The following is an 18,369-nucleotide window of genomic DNA, read 5'->3' as shown; positions in this document are numbered from 1 at the left end:
AACCCGCGGCCGCGGGTGAGGCCGTAGCCGGCACCGAGTAGCGGTGCGACGCCCCGGCGGCGAAACCGCAGCAGCGTGTCGGAATGACATGATCAAACAATCAATTGAATATACGAACATCTGAATCGAGGAATGGAGCGGCGGCATGTCCGGTGCAAAGAAGCTGATCTTCGAGCAGTTCGCCCTGGTCGGGCAAGCGCTGTCCAGCGGCCATCGATTGGAGCTGTTGGATCTGCTGGTGCAGGGTGAACGCAGTGTGGACGCGCTGGCTCGTGCGTCGGGGTTGACGTTTGCCAATGCCTCCCAGCACTTGTTGCAACTTCGGCGCGCCGGCCTGGTGACCAGCCGCCGGGACGGCAAACGGGTGATTTACGCACTGTCGGATCCGCAGGTGTGGGACGTAGTGCGCGCGGTGCGCGCTGTGGCCGAACGCAATCTGGCCTCGGTCGGCTCCCTGGTGCGGCAGTACTACACCGACAGAGACAGCCTGGAACCGATCAGCCGAGACGAGTTGCAAGCTCGGGTGGCCGCCGGGTCGGTGCTGGTCCTCGACGTGCGGCCGGCCATGGAATACGCCGCCGGGCATCTGCCCGGGGCAGTGAGCATTCCCCTCGACGAACTGGCCGAGCGGCTTGATGAACTCCCGTCCGGCATCGACATCGTCGCCTGCTGCCGAGGACCTTACTGCGTGTATGCCTATGACGCGCTAGAACTGTTGCGCCCCAACGGATTTTCTGCCCGCCGACTCGACGGCGGGTTCTCCGAATGGCTGGCAGCCGATCTGCCGGTTGTTCGAACATAAACCAGTCTCAGCGGAAGGAGCTAACCGATGACGATCACCGACCCCGCGGTATCCGCACACGCGGATGCGACGATCGGGCTGTTCGAAATCACCGATCACATCACGATCGATTCCACCCAAGGTGCCCACACCGTCGAGATGTGGTGCCCGGTCATCGGTGACGGCGCGTTTCAACGCGTTCTGGACGTCGAGGTGACCAGCGAGGATCCCTATGACCTCACGCGTGAGCCGGAGTTCGGGAACCTGATGTTGTACAGCCGGCTGCGCTTGGCGACGGCGGCGAGTTGGTCTATCCGCTATGTTGTGGAACGCCGGGCGATCGGGCATGCTCCGGATCCGGCACGGGCCCGCCCGTTGGCCACGGCGCAATTGTTCAGCCGCGCCTTGATCCCCGAAGCACATGTCGATGTCGATGAGCGCACCCGTACGTTGGCCCAAGACGTCGTCGGCCCCGAGACCAACCCGCTCGAACAGGCCCGTCGCATCTACGACTACGTCACCGGCGCCATGGACTACGACGCGACGAAGCAGTCTTTCCTGGGCAGCACCGAGCATGCCCTGACCTGCTCGGTGGGCAACTGCAACGACATCCACGCATTGTTCGTCTCGCTGTGCCGATCGGTCGACATCCCCGCACGATTTGTGCTCGGTCAGGCCTTGGAGCTACCGCAGCCCGGTGCGCAGGATTGCGAGGTGTGCGGCTACCACTGCTGGGCGGAATTCTTCGTCGCTGGGCTGGGTTGGCTACCGGCGGACGCCTCCTGTGCGACGAAGTACGGCACCCACGGCCTGTTCGCGAACCTGCAGGCCAACCACATCGCGTGGTCGATCGGCCGCGACATCCTGCTCGCCCCACCACAGCGGGCGGGCCGGAGCCTGTTCTTCGCCGGCCCCTACGCCGAGATTGACGGCGAAACACATCCGGCGCAACGCCAAATCCGTTTTACTGCAATGACATAACCGATCGTGTTAGTGACACGCCGGACTACAAAGACCGGGTTGGGGTCATTTCATGATGCAATTGTTCGACAGGCCCACGGAAGGAGCCGCAGGTGGCGACAATCGCGGCAAGCCCCACGCACAATGCCCTGGGCAAGGCCGCGCGCCGGCTGTTGCCCCTGCTGTTCGTGTTGTATGTGATCAACTTCGTTGATCGGGCCAACATCTCGGTCGCAGCCCTGGCGATGAACGCCGACCTGCGCCTGAGCGCCACCGCATACGGCACCGCCGCCGGCGTCTTCTTCCTCGGCTACGTCCTGTTCCAGGTTCCCGCCAACGCGGCGTTGGCGCGCTTCGGTGCCGGTCGAACGCTCACGGCGGTCGTCCTGGCTTGGGGTGTGTGCTCGGCGGCCACGGCCTTGGTCACCAGCGCGCACACCTTGTATCTGGCGCGCTTCGCCCTCGGCGTCGCCGAGGGCGGCTTCTTCCCCGGCGTCATCGCGTATCTGACGGTGTGGTTTCCGTGCGCGCAGCGAGCCCGCGCCGTAGCCACCTTTCTGCTGGCCATTCCGGTCGCCAACACGGTCGGCCTGCCGCTGTCTGGGCTGATCGTCGGCCACGTTCACATGGCCGGGCTACCCGGCTGGCGGGCAATGTTTGTGATCGAGGCATTGGCTGCACTGCTGCTGGCGCCGCTTCTTCGGCGCCTGTTGCCGGATAACCCGCAACGGGCAAGCTGGCTCACCCCCGAGGAACGTGCAGAGCTGTCGGCCCGGCTGACCGAGGACACCCCTGCCCCGACCGGTCGGTCGAGTGGAGCCGGTTGGGATCTTGTCCTTTTCGCTGTCGTCTACGGGGGCCTGTATTTCGCGCTGTATGCGTTGCAGTTCTTTCTGCCCCAACTAGTTGCGTCGCTGGCACACGGCACCGCCACGCTGACCGCTGCCACGTTGGCGGCCCTGCCGTACGGTGTCGCCGCGCTGGCCATGTTGGCCTGGAGCCACCGCAGCATCGACCGCTCGGGCGCCCAAGCGGGCCATATCACACTGCCAACAACGGCCGCGGGCAGCGCCGCGCTCGGTGCGGCATTGAGTCCGATGTCACCGATAGTGACGCTGAGTTGGCTGACCATCGCCGTCGCCGGAATCCTTGCCGCGATGCCCGCTTTCTGGAGCCGTTGCACCGCCGCGCTGGCCGGTCCCCGGGTCGCCGTGGCCATCGCGACGGTCAATGCCGTGGCCAGTCTGGCGAGCTTCGCCGGTCCCTACGCCACCGGCCACCTCAAAGACGCCACCGGCACTTACCATCTCGCGTTGCTGACCGTCGCCGCCGTACTTGCTGCCGCGGCGGCTTGTAGCTTGCTACTGCGGCACGCTGGCCGGACAGTATGCGCCAACGACTCCGAAATCATGCTGCACCCGTCGCCGGCGACCCCGTTCGTCTAATACTGCAACTATACGAACGTACCGAACCACGTCGTCACAGCGGACAAGACACCGTAAGTACCAACCGCTATTGCCAGCACTGCCATCAGCCGCCACCGTAACCGGCGGATTGCGTTGACGCTACATCGGTTTCGATGTCGTAGCGCCCACCACACCAGAATGGCAAGCACCGCGAGCCCGCTCACGCGGAACCACCACGCGTAGTTGTCATAGAGGTCGTTCGCCCACGCGAAAGCCGTTGCCGCACTAATAATCCCAACCAACGCCAGGATGGTCGGCCCGACACAGCACAGCATGCCGACCAGCCCACTGATGATGCCGATACGCCATATCGGCAGCTGGTCAGGCGTCGCGCGCCGATCTAGGCCCGCCGCGTGGTCCGCGGGTCCGACCGTTGGCATCACGCCGCTATTTGCCGAGCCACGCCACAACCCGGCGCGCCAAGCCATGCCGACTCTCGGATTCACCTTCGACCGTCACACCGTGCCAGAACGCAACATGGTTTTTGATCCGGCGAGCCAGTGGACTGGGCCGGCGGTAGTACCAGGCAGCGTCCGGGTTAACCGGACCATAGGGGCCGTCCACGACGACGTTGTAGTAATGGGCCAGACCCTTCCATGGGCATATCGACGTGGTCGGGCTTTCGATTAGATGCTCGCGGTGCAGCGACTCGGGCGGAAAGTAGTGGTTGCCTTCCACCCGTACGGTTCGCGGCGCCTCAGCGAGCACTGTTCCATTCCACACAGCACGAATCATGGACTCGGCCTCCTTGGGTCCTGCCAAACGTGTCACTGTCGATAATGCACTCGCGGAGCCGGCGTGCGCCGGCAAACTGTCATCGTGGCGACACGATCAGTCAGATCACCGGCGTATTGCTTCACGCTGCCATTCGCCCACCAGGCACTGATGCCGATTAATGTGGTAGCAACGGCCGGCTCCAATCGGTACGCCGACGACCATGGCCACTGCATGGCATCAAGATGTATTGTGCCCAAGCATATTCCAGTGACTTGGTGGCCCAAGACTGATTCAGTCAGTCCGCAGTTGGGCTGGCTGGAGAAAGCTACCGACGACGCCCCTGCCGAGCCGCCACGAGCAGCTTGCCGGCTGGCCCCGGCACGTCCATTCGAGTATCCCGGTCGCCGTGACATTGACCCCGTTCAACCGGGTGCAAACCCACGAAATGTTCAAACACCTCAATCACACCCAGCCCAATCGACGCCTACAACGACCTCCACCCCACCCGGCAAGCCCCGCCGCCAATCAACTGCACTGCGGCTGGGCCGCCACGCTAGAGCTCGACCGCGCGGCTCCTCAGCGGCCCATCCCAGCCCGCATCGTCGCCACGCTAGAGCTCGACCGCGCGGCTCCTCAGCGGCCCATCCCAGCCCGCATCGTCGCCACGCTAGAGCTCGACCGCGCGGCTCCTCAGCGGCCCATCCCAGCCCGCATCGTCGCCACGCTAGAGCTCGACCGCGCGGCTCCTCAGCGGCCCATCCCAGCCCGCATCGTCGCCACGCTAGGGTCGGCCCCATGGCGCACCTACTCGGAGCCGAGGCCGTGCACCTGGCCTATCCGACTCAGGTGGTGTTCGAGGCAGTCACGCTCGGGGTCAACGACGGGGCGCGCATCGGCATCGTCGGGCGAAACGGCGACGGCAAATCCAGTCTGCTGGGCCTGCTCACCGGTCAACTGCGGCCGGACTCCGGTCGGGTCACCCGGCGTAGCGGATTGCGGGTGAACGCGCTCAGCCAAACAGACACCCTCGACCCCAACCGCACCGTCGGCTGGACGCTCATCGGTGACCAACCCGAACACCAATGGGCGGGCAACCCGCGTATCCGGGACGTGGTCGCCGGCCTGGTATCCGACATCGCCTGGGACACCCCGGTCAGCACCCTCAGCGGTGGCCAGCGCCGACGGGTGCAACTGGCCAGCCTGCTGGTCGGCGAATGGGACGTGATCGCTCTCGACGAGCCCACCAACCACCTCGACATCCAAGGCATCACCTGGCTCGCCGACCACCTACGGCGGCGCTGGGCCCGCAATACCGGCGGCCTACTCGTGGTCACCCACGACCGCTGGTTCCTCGACGAGGTCGCCACCACAACATGGGAAGTGCACGACGGAATCGTCGAACCTTTCGAAGGCGGCTACGCGGCGTACGTGCTGCAGCGCGTCGAGCGGGACCGGCTGACCGCCGCGGCCGAAGCCAAGCGGCAGAACCTGCTGCGCAAGGAGCTGGCTTGGTTGCGCCGCGGCGCACCGGCGCGGACCTGCAAGCCCAAGTTCCGGATCGAGGCCGCCAACCAACTGATCGCAGACGTGCCGCCACCGCGCAACACCGTGGAGCTGGCCAAGCTGGCGGCCGCTCGGCTCGGAAAGGACGTCGTCGACCTGCTCGGCGTGTCGGTCTCGTACCAGCCTTCTGGGGGCCGCCCGGTGTTGCGCGACATCGAATGGCGGATCGGCCCGGGTGAACGTATCGGCATCGTCGGGGCTAACGGCGCCGGCAAGTCGACCCTGCTGGGCTTGATCGCCGGCACCGTCCAGCCCGGTGTCGGACGTGTCAAGCGCGGCAAGACCGTCCGGCTGGCAGTGCTCGATCAGCACGGGGACGATCTGGCACCGTTTGCCGACGACCGGATCGCCGATGTGCTAGGCAGGCTGCGTGGCGGCTATCAGGTCGAAGGCCGCGAGGTTACCCCGACCCAGCTGCTAGAGCGTCTCGGGTTCCGCCGGGACCAGCTGTCCGCGCGAGTCGACGACCTCTCCGGTGGTCAGCGTCGGCGGTTGCAGCTCATGCTGACGCTGTTGTCCGAGCCGAACGTGCTGCTCCTCGACGAGCCCACCAACGACGTGGACACCGAGATGCTGACGGCGACCGAAGACCTGCTTGACTCGTGGGCGGGTACGTTGATCGTCGTCTCACACGACCGGTATCTGCTCGAGCGGGTCACTGACCAGCAGTACGCGATTCTCGATGACCGGTTGCGGCACCTGCCCGGCGGCATCGACGAATACCTGCAGCTGGCTGCCCGCGTTAGCGCCCCAGCACCGGCCGAGCGGCCAGCGCCGCCGGCGATGTCGGGCGCACAGCGACGTGCCACCGAAAAAGAGTTGGCCGCAGTCGACCGTCAACTCGCCCGCCTGGCCGACCGGGTGGCCGCCAAACATACCGAACTGGCCGAGCATGACCAGTCCGACCACGTCGGCATCACCCGGCTGACCCAGCAACTACGTGTCCTGCAAGACCACGTCGCGGCGATGGAGAATCGCTGGCTGGAGCTTTCGGAGATGCTCGAATGAGGACGTATCGGACGGTGCGCTACCCGCTTGGCGAAGCGCTGCTGGCGCTGTATCGATGGCGCGGTCCGCTGATCAACGCCGGAGTCGGTGGGCATGGCTACACCTATCTCCTGGGAGCAGAGGCCAACAGATTCGTGTTCGCCAATGCCGACGCGTTCAGCTGGAGCCAAACGTTTGAGAGCCTGGTTCCCGTCGACGGGCCGACCGCGCTGATCGTCAGCGACGGCGCGGACCACCGGCGCCGCCGCAGTGTGGTGGCACCGGGGCTGCGGCACCATCACGTCCAGCGCTATGTGGCAACGATGGTGTCCAATATCGACACGGTGATCGACGGTTGGCAGCCCGGACAGCGGCTGGACATCTACCAAGAGTTGCGCTCGGCGGTCCGGCGCAGTACCGCCGAGAGTCTGTTCGGCCAGCGCCTCGCCGTACATTCCGATTTTCTCGGTGAGCAACTGCAGCCCCTGCTGGACCTAACCCGACGGCCGCCTCAGGTGATGCGGCTGCAGCAGCGGGTCAACTCGCCCGGGTGGCGACGGGCCATGGCAGCCCGCAAACGCATCGACGACCTCATCGACGCTCAGATCGCCGACGCGCGCACGGCACCCAGACCCGACGACCACATGTTGACGACGTTGATTAGTGGCTGCTCTGAAGAGGGTACTACGTTAAGCGACAACGAGATTCGCGATTCGATCGTTTCGCTGATCACCGCGGGGTACGAGACCACCAGCGGCGCGCTGGCCTGGGCGATCTACGCACTGCTGACCGTGCCCGGCACCTGGGAGAGTGCGGCCAGCGAGGTCGCGCGCGTGCTGGGTGGCAGAGTCCCCGCCGCCGATGACCTGAGCGCGCTCACCTACCTCAACGGAGTTGTTCACGAGACGCTGCGCCTGTACTCGCCCGGCGTGATCTCGGCCCGCAGGGTGCTGCGTGACCTCTGGTTCGACGGGCATCGCATCCGGGCGGGACGCCTGTTGATCTTCAGCGCCTACGTCACCCACCGGCTCCCAGAAATCTGGCCCGAGCCAACCGAATTCCGTCCGCTGCGCTGGGATCCCAACGCAGCGGACTACCGCAAACCCGCGCCACATGAATTCATCCCGTTCAGCGGCGGGCTGCACCGATGCATCGGAGCCGTCATGGCCACCACCGAGATGACCGTGATTCTCGCTCGGCTGGTCGCCAGGGCCATGCTGCAGTTGCCCGCTCAGCGGACTCACCGCATTCGGGCGGCCAACTTTGCCGCGCTGCGCCCCTGGCCGGGATTGACCGTTGAAATCAGGAAGTCAGCGCCAGCGCAGTAAGACGAGTTCCGTGCAGAAACCAGGACCCATCGCCAGCATCAGCCCGGCGCTTCCGCTGGGTGGCCGCTTTTCGATGGTGTCGCGCAAAATATGCAGTATCGAGGCCGACGAAAGGTTGCCGATCTCGCCCAGCGAGCGCCAGGTCAGCTCGAGCGCCTCGGGAGGCAGCGCGAGGCTCGTGGCGACGGCGTCGATGACCTTGGGACCACCGGGATGGCTCACCCAGGCGCCGATGTCGTCTTTGGTCAGCCGATGGGCATCAAGAAACGTGGTGACGTCATTGGCTAGGTACCGTTCGATCAGGTTCGTCAGGTCCGGGGAAAGCCGCAGCCGCAGGCCATGGGAACCGACATCCCAACCCATGATGTGCAGCGAGTCGGGGTACAGGCTGCTGCGCGAGTCCAAGATGTCCGGTCCGCCAGCGCGAACCTGCTCGGCGCGCCGGTCGCCGACGGCGACCACCGCGGCTGCTCCGTCGCCGAACAGTGCGGTCCCGACCAGACTCGACACGGTTGGTTTGACCGCGGGATACGTCAGCGAGCAAAGCTCAACCGAGACCAGAACCGCGACGTCGTCGGGCGCGCCACGCAGGTAGTCGCGCAGGCGGGCCACGCCCGCCGCCCCTGCCACGCAGCCCAGACCGAACAACGGCATCCGCCGCACGTCGGGGCGCAGACCAAGCCGCCCGGCGATCCGGGCATCCAAAGACGGCACCGCGACGCCGGTGACGGTTGCGGTGGCGATCATGTCGATGTCGCTGGGGCGCAGGTTGGCATCATCGAGCGCGCCCAGCAAGGCCTCGACGCCAAGGTCGACAGCCTTCTCGATAAAGATCTCGTTGGCGTCGCCGAAGTCGGTCAGCGACGGGTATTGCTGCAGCGGCAGCACCAGGTGTCGACCGTTGACCTTGGCGGCGGCATGCAAACGCCGAATGATCTCCTCGTGTTCCTTAAGGCCGGGAAACTCGACAAACGAATCAGTGATCTCACTTTGGCTATAGCGATGCGGCGGCAACGCACCGAACACACCCGCGATGACGCTCATGCCCCTGCCCACTTAAGTTACTTGCCACCCTCGAAGCCCAAAGTTTAAGCCACATTACGCGATCTCGCAAAAACATCGCTATTCAACGCCTGTCGTATTTGCACCTATGCCGATAGCATAATTTGAGCCTGCCAGGACGGATTTCGTCATCGAATATCGTTCTCGTCCTCATCGAGCGCCAGCCCGATAAGAGCTTCGGGGCTTAACGAGTCGATAACCTCGTCGCTGACGGTCCGACCAGCCAAGGACTCCTCGGGCTGGCCGGCCAGCAGCAGCAATTTGTCCAGCAAGCCGGTGCGTCGAAGCTGGTGGATAGGAATGTTTTTCAGCAGCTGCCAAATACTCTCGTCGTCGGATGATTCGTGTTGGCCGCCTAAGAGCTGGCCAAGGCATTCGGCGAGGGCACTCGCAGTGGGATAGTCGAAGATCAAAGTGCGCGGCAGCGACAAGCCGGGCAAACCGATAGCCATCTGGAGACGATTGCGTAGTTCGACCCCGCTCATTGAATCAAATCCCAAGTCTTGGAAAGCACATTCGGGGTCGATGTCATGGCTGCTCTTGCGACCCAAAACGATTGCTGCATGGAAGCACACCAACTCTACCAGCTGGCGCTGCAGTTCCGGTGGGGCTAGGCTTTGCAATCGCGCAATTGCGCCGGCGTCTTTGCCCGTCTGGTCCACCGACAACTCGCCATTGTCACCTAACCAAAACCGCTGCCGGGCAAATCCATACGTCGGCAACTCCACCCGCCGGCCGCCCAAACCCGCAAAGACCGAAGACCAATCAACCGCCACCCCTTCGGCGAACAGTCGCCCCACCCCGGCCAGCACCGACTCCACCTCAGGCCGATCCCTGGCTAGCAGCGCCACCGACGCCTCCAACCCGGCACCGGGACCCACTTCCACAAACACCCTGGCCCCGAGGGATTCAGCCAATCCCACACCGTCGAAGAACCGCACCGGCTTGCGCACATGTTCAACCCAATACGCCGGCGACCCATACCCAGCACCGGCCAGCTGACCTGTCACATTCGAGACCAACCCAATCCGCGGCGCCCGCACGCAGACATCAGCCAGCACCTTCGAGAACTCCTCGACCATGGGGTCCATCAACACCGAATGAAACGCATGCGACACTGCCAACCGCCGCACCCGCCGACCCAACCCCACCAATCGATCCACTACCACACCCACGGCAGCCTGCTCACCCGAAATCACCACCGATTCCGGCGCGTTCACCGCAGCGATGCACACGCCCTCGGTGAGCAACGGTGCCACTTCGTCTTCGCTGGCCGCTACGGCCACCATGACCCCACCAGCGGGCAACGCCTGCATCAACCGGCCGCGCGCCGCCACCACCCGCGCGGCATCCACCAGCGACAACGCCCCGGCCACATACGCCGCAGCAATCTCACCCACCGAATGACCCATCACAAGATCGGGCAGCACACCCCAGTCTTGCAACAACGCGGCCAATGCCACCTGGACGACAAACAACGCCGGCTGAGCAAACTCTGTGCTTTCCAATAGCCCGGCATCGGCGCCCCACATCACCTGCCGCACAGACAGCCGCAGCTGCCCATCCAACACCGCAACGACCTCGTCAAAAGCCCGGGCAAACACCGAGTACCGGCCGTACAACTGCCGGCCCATCCCCAGCCACTGCGACCCCTGTCCGGGAAACACAAACACCGTCTTGCCCACCGACCGCGCACGACCCACCACCACACCCGCGCCCGGCTCACCGGCGGCCAACCCCGCCAACCCCGCCATCAGACGCCCCCGATCAGCGCCCACCACCACCGCGCGATGGTCGAACACCGACCGGGTACTCACCAACGACCACCCCACATCGAGCGCGGTCAGGCCGTCGTCGGCAGTCAGGTGCGCCAACAACCGCCCCGCCTGGTTGGTTAGCGCCTGCGGCGACCGCGCAGCCAACACCCACGGCACCGCCACCGGAGCGTTACTACCCGCTGCGGCAACAGATTCCACTATCTCTGGCGACTGCGTCGGACCCTGTTCCAGGATCACATGCGCGTTCGTCCCACCCATGCCAAACGACGACACCCCAGCCCGTCGCGGCTCATCCGCCACCGGCCACGGCGTCAACGCGGTGTCGACCCGAAGCCCAAGGCTATCCAAATCAATTGGGGCACCGACGTAGTTGAGGCTGGGTGGAATCACGGCATTTTCAATCGCTAACACCGCCTTGAGTAATCCGGCGATTCCAGCGGCTCCCCCGGTATGACCAATATTGGTCTTGACCGACCCCACACTCACCGGGCGACGTTGCCGCGCCGCGAAGATCTCACCCAGCGCCCGCGCCTCGATCGGGTCGCCGATCTTGGTGCCGGTCCCGTGTGCCTCGACGTAGTGAACCTGATGGCAATCCACCCCCGCGCCGGACATCGCCCGCCTGATGACGTCCACCTGGCCGGCGACCGACGGCACGGTCAGCCCGGTAGCGCTGTGCCCGGCGTTGCCGACCGCGCTGCCGCGGATGATCGCGTGGATTCGATCTCCGTCGTCCAGGGCAGCTTGCACCGGCTTCAGCAGAACGAGGCCACCGCCGTCGCCTGGTACGTAGCCGTCGGCACGTTCATCGAATGCGTAGGTATGGCCGGACGGCGATACCGCGCCGAATTCTTGTTCCAGCATGGCTGTTTCGCGTGCCAAGTTGAGGTGAACACCACCGGCAATCGCCAGCGGCGCTTCGCCTGTTCGCACGCTTTCGCATGCCAGATGCACCGCTACCAGGGATGACGACTGACCGGAGTCGATCGTCACGCTTGGTCCACGCAGCCCGAAAGCAAACGACACGCGGTTTGCGATGATTGCCCGACTAGTGCCAGCGAACGCGTGATGGTCAACACGGTCCGCCGCGAGCGTCAGTACTGCGTAGTCGTCGTTCATCGCTCCGAGGTAGACCGCGATCGGTTGTCCGCGCAGCGTTTCCGGCACCACGAAAGCGTCTTCGAGCAGTTCCCAGGTGAGTTCGAGCGCCAGTCGTTGCCTGGGGTCCATCGCGCTCGCCTCGCGGGGGGATAGGTTGAAAAAGTCGGCGTCGAAATCGGCGACGTTGTCAATGGATCCAGCAGCCTCTCGCCCGTCGCGCAACAGGTCCCAGAGGTCGCCGGGGCTGACGACGGTGGGAAACCTGCATGCCAGCCCGATGATTGCGATGCCTGTCGGTTGCACGTGCGCTAAGGTCCAAGTTCGTCGTCGAGGATGGCAAAAAGCTGGCTTTCAGTGGCGGTGGTGATGTCCTCGTCGTCATGGGTGGTAGACGGGCCGGAGCTGGCCGGTGGAGCGGTGCAATCGGTCAAAATCGCTTGCAATCGCTTGATCAGGCGCGTTTTGTCGTCGGGGTTCCAGTTGGGTTGGTCGAGCAATGCTTGTAGTTCGCGGGTGACCTCGTTGAAACGAGTCGACGGGTTGGGTTGGTCGACCGTGACGGCAGGGGCGTTCGCCAGCTGGATGTCGAGGTGTTCGGCCAACTCGGCGGCCGTGGGGTAGTCAAAGATCAAGGTCGGTGGCAAGGTCAACCCGGTCGCAGTCTTGAGCCGGTTGCGCAGCTCCACCGCTGTCAGCGAATCAAACCCGAGATCCTGGAATGCCTTGTGCGCGTCGATCTCAGTGCCGGAATGCCCCAACACGATCGCGGCGTTGCTACATACTAACTCGGTGAGTTCGCGGTGCCGCTGCTCGGGAGTCAGCCCGTGCAGCCGCGACGCCAATCCCGACCCCGACACCTCATCGGCGCCGTCGATGATCCGTCGGATCGGACCGGCAACCAACTGGCTAAATAGTGCCGGCAGCTCGGCACCGGCCAGCGCGGCACGATCCAGCCGAGCAGCCACCACCACGGGCCGATCCGCCAGCAACGCGGCATCCAGGAATCCCATCGCCTGGTTGGTAGGCAACGGCGCCAGTCCAACCTGACTCATCCGGACCCGATCCCGCTCGCCTAAATGCTCGGTCATCGCCGAAGCCTGCTCCCACAATCCCCACGCCACCGACAACGCGGCCAGTCCACGTGATCGCCGATAGGCCGCCAACCCGTCCAAAAACGCGTTCGCTGCAGCATAATTGGCCTGGCCCGGCGCACCCACAATCCCGGCCATCGACGAAAACAACACAAACGCTGACACATCCAGGTGCCGGGTGAGCTCATGCAAATTCCAGGCCCCATCGACCTTGGCCCGCAATACCTTATCCACCCGCTCCGGCGTCAATCCGGTGATTACCGCATCGTCAAGAACCCCAGCCGCATGAAACACTGCAGTCAGATCTGGTTGGCTTGCCACCAAACCCGCCACCGCATCACGATCGGCCACATCGCAAGACACCACCTGCACTCGGGCGCCGGCCGAGCCGAGCTCGTCCACCAATGCTGCGACGCTCTCCGTGTGCTCACCAGCACGACTGGCCAACACCACCTGCCGCACCCCGTATCGACTCACCAGATGACGCGCCACCGCAGAACCTGCCATCCCAGTGCCACCGGTGATCAGCACCGTGCCCGCGGCCCACGCGTCCGGCATGGTCAGCACCACTTTGCCGACATGGCGCGCCTGGCTCAAGAACCGATACGCCTCCCGAGCGTGCCGCACATCCCATGACTTGACTGGAAGCCGATGCAGCGCTTCAGTTTTGAACAACTCGACTAACTCGGCCAGCATCTGCGCAATCCGCTGCGGTCCGGCCTCCATCAAGTCGAAAGCCCGGTAGGCCACCCCAGGATGGTCCTGGGCAACGACCTGGGCGTCCCGAACTCGGTTTTGCCCATCTCGATGAAGCGACCGCCTCGCGGCAGTAACCGCAACGATGCGTCGGTGAACTCACCGGCCAGCGAGTTGAGCACCACATCCACGCCGCGACCCTCGGTGGTCAGCCAAAACGTCTCCTCGAATGCCAGTGTGCGTGAATCGGCAACATGCGTGTTGTCACATCCCATTGTCTGCAACGTGTCCCACTTGCCGCGACTGGCAGTAGCGAAAACCTCCAATCCCCACAGCCGAGCCAGTTGCACTGCCGCCATACCCACCCCGCCCGCAGCGGCGTGTACCAGCACCGACTCGCCCGGCTGCACCTGCGCCAGCACGCGTAACGCGTAGTAGGCCGTCAGAAACACCACCGGCACACCCGCAGCATCGGTCAGCGGCCACCGGTTCGGCAGCTTGACCACCAGCCGCGCATCGACCACCGCTTCCGACCCCGCCACCCCCAACAGACCCATCACCGGATCACCAACTGCTAAACCGGTCACGCCTGGACCGACTTCGGTGACCACCCCTGCCCCTTCGGCCCCCAACTCCGCGGCACCGGGATATATTCCCAACGCCACCAACACATCCCGGAAATTGACACCCAAAGCCCGCACCTCTATTCGAACCTGTCCAGGTGCCAATTCCTTTGCAGGGCATGATGCCAACGTCAAATCCTCAAGGGTGCCCGCGCCGCCGGCGACCAACCGCCAGCCCGAGTTGGTATCGGGCAACTGCAGGATCGGCTGTGGTCGAAGCTGTGCCAGCCGGGCGGCATAGGCTGTGCCGTTCCGGATCATCAATTGCTCTTCACCACAGCCAATGACATCTCCAACATCCATCGAGCCGTCCGAATCGACCAACATCACCCGACCCGGATGTTCGGCTTGAGCCGACCGCACCAACCCCCACACCGCGGCGCCGGCCAAGTTCGTGGCATCCTGGCCGACCGACCCTTGGGTCAGCACCACCAGTCGGCCGGCCCGCTCCTGGGCCAGCCAGGACTGCAATGCCACCAACACCCGATGCGTAGCCGAATACACCGGACCCACACCGTCCTGGAAAGACTCCAACTCCCAGACCACGAGGTCGGCGCTGATGTCGTTGTGCGCCAATTCCACTGGCAACCACGCCACTTCCAACAACCCGCGACCTGCGGCATCGGCAGCGGCGACGGCCGCCGACAACAGCTGAGACGACACCGAACGCATGACCAATGCCTGTACCGACAACACCGGTAACCCCGCCTGATCGGCCAACTCCACCGACACCGTGCCATCACCGGCCGGCGCGATCCGCGCCCGAACCCGGGACGCACCCGCGGCATGCAGGGAGACCCCTTGCCAGGAGAAGGGCAGCATGGTAGCTGCCTGCTCGCCCACCATGCCCATTGCATGCAAGGCCGCATCCAGCACCAGTGGGTGAATTCCGAACCCACTCAACGTCACATCGACATCGTCGGGGACGGCAACATCGGCGAAGAGCTCCGATTCCCGCCGCCACATGGCCGTCAGACCCTGAAACGCCCGGCCATATTCATAGCCCAGTTCGGCGAATCGCTGATAGGCGCCATCGACATCAACCGGGGCAGCACCCAGCGGCGGCCACACCGACAAATCCGCTGCCGGGGCAACCGCCTTTGCCCCCAATACGCCCCGGGCATGCAACACCCACCCGGAATCCGACTCAGCGTTGCGTGAATATATCGACACTGGCCGCTGACCCATCTCACCGACACCCACCACCACCTGTAGCTGCACCCCGCCCACCGTCGGCAAAACCAACGGAGTCACCACCGTCAGCTCCTCGACCACCCCACAATCCACCTGGTCGGCGGCTCGCAGCGCCAGTTCCACGAAAGCCGCACCGGCGAGCAACACCACTCCAGCGATCACGTGATCGGCCAACCACCGCTGCTCCCCCACCGATAGCCGGCCGGTCAGTACCACCACGTCCGAATCCGGTTGCTCCACAACCGCACCCAACAAACCATGCCGGGCTGCCAGCAGACCAACACCGCTGATGTCTGCCGAACCCGCCGACGTAGGCGGCAACCAATACCGCTGCCGCTGAAACGCATAGGTCGGCAATTCGATCCGTCGACCCGGACTGCCAAACACCGCCGGCCAATCCATTTGGGCACCCGCAGTGAACAATGTCGCCACGGCGCCGAGCACCGACGACACTTCGGGGTGCTCTCTACGCATCATCGCCACCGATAGCGCCTCGCCTAAAGGCAGCGACTGCTCGACCAATGCTGTCAGGCCACCGCCGGGACCCACCTCAACAAACCTTGTGGCCCCAACCGCATTCAGCAACTGGACGCCCTCGGCAAATCGCACGGGGCGCCGCGCATGCTCCACCCAGTACTGTCCATCGCCGTAGCCTGCGCCGGCCATCTGCCCGGTCACATTGGACACCAACGGAATCCGCGGTTTCGACACCGAAATACCGGCAGCGATCCGCGTGAACTCGGCAAGCATCGGTTCCATCAGCAACGAATGAAACGCATGTGATACCGCTAGCCGATGCACCCGGCGGCCCCTGCGGGCAAAGTGATCGGCAATATCGCTGACCGCTGCCTCGCACCCTGAAACCACCACCGAGTGCGGCGCGTTGACCGCCGCGAGATTCGCCCCGTCGACCAGCACTGGCAGCACTTCTTCTTCGCTGGCGGCCACCACCACCATCACCCCACCGGCGGGCAACTCCGCCATCAACCTGCCGCGGGCAGCCACCAAACCCGCCGCATCGGTCAACGACAACACCCCGGCCAAATGTGCTGCCGCGATCTCGCCCACCGAATGTCCGATCAGGAAATCCGGGCTGATACCCCAGTGCTGCAACAACGTTGCCAACGCCACTTCGATTGCGAATAACGCCGGCTGGGCGAACTCGGTGCTAGTCAACAGCGCCTCGTCACCTTCCCAGAGCACGTTTCGCAGCGGCAGCCGCAGGTGCCGATCCAGCTCTTCGGCCACCGCGTCAAAAGCCAGGGCGAACAGGGGTAATTCGGCATATAACTGCGCTCCCATGCCTACCCATTGGGCCCCTTGCCCGGGAAACACGAACACCGTCTTCCCCACCGACCGCGCTCGACCCACTGCCACGCCCGCACCCGACTCACCAGCGGCCAACGCCGCCAACCCCGCCAGCAGGGCCCCGCGATCAGCACCCACGACCACCGCCCGATGCTCGAACATCGCCCGCGTCTTGACCAACGACCACCCCACATCGATCGGATCCAAATCCGGGTTGGCCGCGACGAAAGCCAGCAGCCGCTGCGCCTGACCGGCCAACGCCTGCTCCGACCGGGCCGACAGCACCCACGGCACGGCGGACGCCGCTGTTGGGGATGCAACTTCTGGCACAACACTTTCAACTACCGGTGCCTGCTCAAGAATCACATGCGCATTGGTGCCGCTGATCCCGAACGACGACACCCCGGCCCGCCGCGGCCGGCCGTGAACCGACCACGCCCGCGGTTGAGTCAACAACGACACCGCCCCCACCGACCAATCCACATGCGGCGTAGGAACATCCACATGCAATGTCTTGGGCATCACCCCATGCCGCATCGCCTGCACCATCTTGATCACCCCGGCCACCCCCGCCGCCGCCGATGTATGACCGATGTTCGATTTGATCGACCCCAACCACAGGGGCTCAACGCGGTCCTGACCGTAGGTCGCCAAAAGCGCCTGCGCCTCAATCGGATCCCCCAGCATGGTCCCGGTCCCGTGCCCCTCGACCACATCCACCTCAACCGCGCGCAGTCGCGCACTGGCCAACGCCGCCCGAATCACCCGCTGCTGGGATGGCCCATTGGGTGCCGTCAAACCGTTGGAGGCGCCGTCCTGATTGACCGCCGATCCGCGCACCAGGGCCAGCACCGGATGCCCCAACCGCCGTGCATCCACCAGCCGCTCCACCACCAGCACCCCGGCGCCTTCTGACCACGCGGTCCCGTCGGCGGCACCGGCGTATACCTTGCACCGACCGTCGCGCGCCAGCGCCCGCTGCCGGCTGAACTCGACGAATGCGGCGGGGGTGGCCATCACCGTCACCCCACCGGCCAGCGCCAAATCGCATTCCCCCGACCGCAGCGACTGCACCGCCAAATGCAGCGCCACCAACGACGACGAGCACGCCGTGTCCACCGACACCGCCGGACCCTCCAACCCCAGCACATACGCCACCCGCCCGGAGGCCACACTCAGCGTCGAACCCGTTAACCCATAGCCTTCCAGCTCGCCGGATAGCTGGCCCCCATAGCCGGCATGGATAACACCGGCGAACACACCCGTTGCCGAACCCCGCAACTTGGTCGGGTCAATTCCCGTACGCTCCAACGCTTCCCACGACACTTCCAATAGCAGGCGCTGTTGCGGGTCCATCGCCAGCGCCTCGCTAGGACCGATTCCAAAGAATCCGGCGTCGAAGTCACCCGCATGCTCCAGAAACGTCCCGCGGCGGGTATACATCTTCCCGCATGCATCCGGGTCAGGATCAAACAACCCGTCCACATCCCACCCGCGATCCGCCGGAAAATCCGATACCGCATCACGGCCCTGGGCCACCAGCTCCCACAACGTCTCCGGCGAATCCACCCCACCTGGATAACGGCATCCCATTCCGACCACCGCAACCGGCTCGGACAACTTGGCTTCCAAGTCGGACAGGCGTCTGCGGGTGCGCCGCAGATCTGCCGTGAGACGCTTCAGGTAGTCAACATGCGTGGTGGTTCCCGACATT

11 protein-coding genes and 2 pseudogenes are annotated in these 18,369 nt (G+C 64.7%); 5 read left to right on the top strand and 8 right to left on the bottom strand.

Annotated features, from left to right (window positions below; all coding sequences use genetic code 11):
• The first annotated feature begins 145 nt into the window (after positions 1-145).
• The 3 genes from FF952_RS08865 to FF952_RS08855 all read left to right on the top strand — a co-directional run bounded on the left by FF952_RS08865 (position 146) and on the right by FF952_RS08855 (position 3,186).
• Entirely contained in the window at positions 146-802 is a 657-nt protein-coding gene (locus FF952_RS08865; RefSeq protein WP_003408266.1) for an ArsR/SmtB family transcription factor, read from the top strand.
• 27 nt (positions 803-829) lie between these two features.
• Positions 830-1,762: a transglutaminase-like domain-containing protein gene (locus tag FF952_RS08860; RefSeq protein ID WP_003408265.1), complete on the top strand. Its 933-nt coding sequence runs from the start codon at positions 830-832 to the stop codon at positions 1,760-1,762.
• A gap of 92 nt (positions 1,763-1,854) precedes the next feature.
• Complete coding sequence (locus FF952_RS08855) at positions 1,855-3,186, top strand: MFS transporter (protein ID WP_003903559.1); 1,332 nt, start codon at positions 1,855-1,857, stop codon at positions 3,184-3,186.
• 8 nt (positions 3,187-3,194) lie between these two features.
• On the opposite strand, the gene FF952_RS08850 is transcribed toward FF952_RS08855, so the two are convergent.
• The 3 genes from FF952_RS08850 to FF952_RS08840 are packed head-to-tail and all read right to left on the bottom strand — an operon-like array spanning position 3,195 to position 4,337.
• Complete coding sequence (locus FF952_RS08850; protein ID WP_003408263.1) at positions 3,195-3,587, bottom strand: hypothetical protein; 393 nt, start codon at positions 3,585-3,587, stop codon at positions 3,195-3,197.
• Positions 3,588-3,594: 7 nt separating this feature from the next.
• Positions 3,595-3,942, bottom strand: coding sequence for a DUF427 domain-containing protein (locus FF952_RS08845; RefSeq protein WP_003408261.1), 348 nt, complete (start codon positions 3,940-3,942; stop codon positions 3,595-3,597).
• A gap of 32 nt (positions 3,943-3,974) precedes the next feature.
• Complete coding sequence (locus tag FF952_RS08840; protein ID WP_003901232.1) at positions 3,975-4,337, bottom strand: hypothetical protein; 363 nt, start codon at positions 4,335-4,337, stop codon at positions 3,975-3,977.
• A 382-nt stretch (positions 4,338-4,719) separates the two neighbouring features.
• On the opposite strand from FF952_RS08840, the gene FF952_RS08835 reads away from it, so the two are divergent.
• Both FF952_RS08835 and FF952_RS08830 read left to right on the top strand, forming a co-directional pair.
• Complete coding sequence (locus FF952_RS08835; RefSeq protein ID WP_003408257.1) at positions 4,720-6,495, top strand: ABC-F family ATP-binding cassette domain-containing protein; 1,776 nt, start codon at positions 4,720-4,722, stop codon at positions 6,493-6,495.
• Positions 6,496-6,509: 14 nt separating this feature from the next.
• Positions 6,510-7,802, top strand: a complete 1,293-nt coding sequence (locus tag FF952_RS08830) for a cytochrome P450 (RefSeq protein WP_003901231.1) — start codon at positions 6,510-6,512, stop codon at positions 7,800-7,802.
• Here FF952_RS08830 and FF952_RS08825 read toward each other — a convergent pair.
• From FF952_RS08825 to FF952_RS08810, 5 genes and pseudogenes are all read right to left on the bottom strand, one after another.
• A complete protein-coding gene (locus FF952_RS08825; RefSeq protein WP_003408248.1) occupies positions 7,785-8,846 on the bottom strand; it encodes a type III polyketide synthase in 1,062 nt (353 codons plus the stop codon). The two genes, FF952_RS08830 and FF952_RS08825, sit on opposite strands and share 18 nt — an antisense overlap.
• A gap of 146 nt (positions 8,847-8,992) precedes the next feature.
• A complete protein-coding gene (locus FF952_RS08820) occupies positions 8,993-12,046 on the bottom strand; it encodes a type I polyketide synthase (protein WP_003903553.1) in 3,054 nt (1,017 codons plus the stop codon).
• 272 nt (positions 12,047-12,318) lie between these two features.
• A pseudogene (locus tag FF952_RS20955) lies at positions 12,319-12,585 on the bottom strand (acyl carrier protein); the annotation flags it as partial.
• A gap of 318 nt (positions 12,586-12,903) precedes the next feature.
• Positions 12,904-13,530 (bottom strand): annotated as a pseudogene (locus FF952_RS20950) (SDR family NAD(P)-dependent oxidoreductase); the annotation flags it as partial.
• A gap of 29 nt (positions 13,531-13,559) precedes the next feature.
• A complete protein-coding gene (locus FF952_RS08810; protein WP_020824512.1) occupies positions 13,560-18,368 on the bottom strand; it encodes a type I polyketide synthase in 4,809 nt (1,602 codons plus the stop codon).
• Position 18,369 lies beyond the last annotated feature (1 nt).

The sequence above is a fragment of the Mycobacterium tuberculosis complex sp. N0072 genome (genome assembly GCF_030323725.1).
GTDB classification, from domain to species: domain Bacteria; phylum Actinomycetota; class Actinomycetes; order Mycobacteriales; family Mycobacteriaceae; genus Mycobacterium; species Mycobacterium tuberculosis.
Note: the sequence above shows the minus strand (reverse complement) of the source record. Positions and strands in the feature narration are given on the sequence as shown.

Bases quoted from the DNA above. Each gene is read 5' to 3' on its own strand.
- FF952_RS08865 (WP_003408266.1), top strand. From the start codon at position 146: ATGTCCGGTGCAAAGAAGCTGATCTTCGAGCAGTTCGCCCTGGTCGGG.
- FF952_RS08860 (WP_003408265.1), top strand. From the start codon at position 830: ATGACGATCACCGACCCCGCGGTATCCGCACACGCGGATGCGACGATC.
- FF952_RS08850 (WP_003408263.1), bottom strand. From the start codon at position 3,587: ATGCCAACGGTCGGACCCGCGGACCACGCGGCGGGCCTAGATCGGCGC.
- FF952_RS08845 (WP_003408261.1), bottom strand. From the start codon at position 3,942: ATGATTCGTGCTGTGTGGAATGGAACAGTGCTCGCTGAGGCGCCGCGA.
- FF952_RS08840 (WP_003901232.1), bottom strand. From the start codon at position 4,337: ATGTCACGGCGACCGGGATACTCGAATGGACGTGCCGGGGCCAGCCGG.
- FF952_RS08835 (WP_003408257.1), top strand. From the start codon at position 4,720: ATGGCGCACCTACTCGGAGCCGAGGCCGTGCACCTGGCCTATCCGACT.
- FF952_RS08825 (WP_003408248.1), bottom strand. From the start codon at position 8,846: ATGAGCGTCATCGCGGGTGTGTTCGGTGCGTTGCCGCCGCATCGCTAT.
- FF952_RS08810 (WP_020824512.1), bottom strand. From the start codon at position 18,368: ATGTCGGGAACCACCACGCATGTTGACTACCTGAAGCGTCTCACGGCA.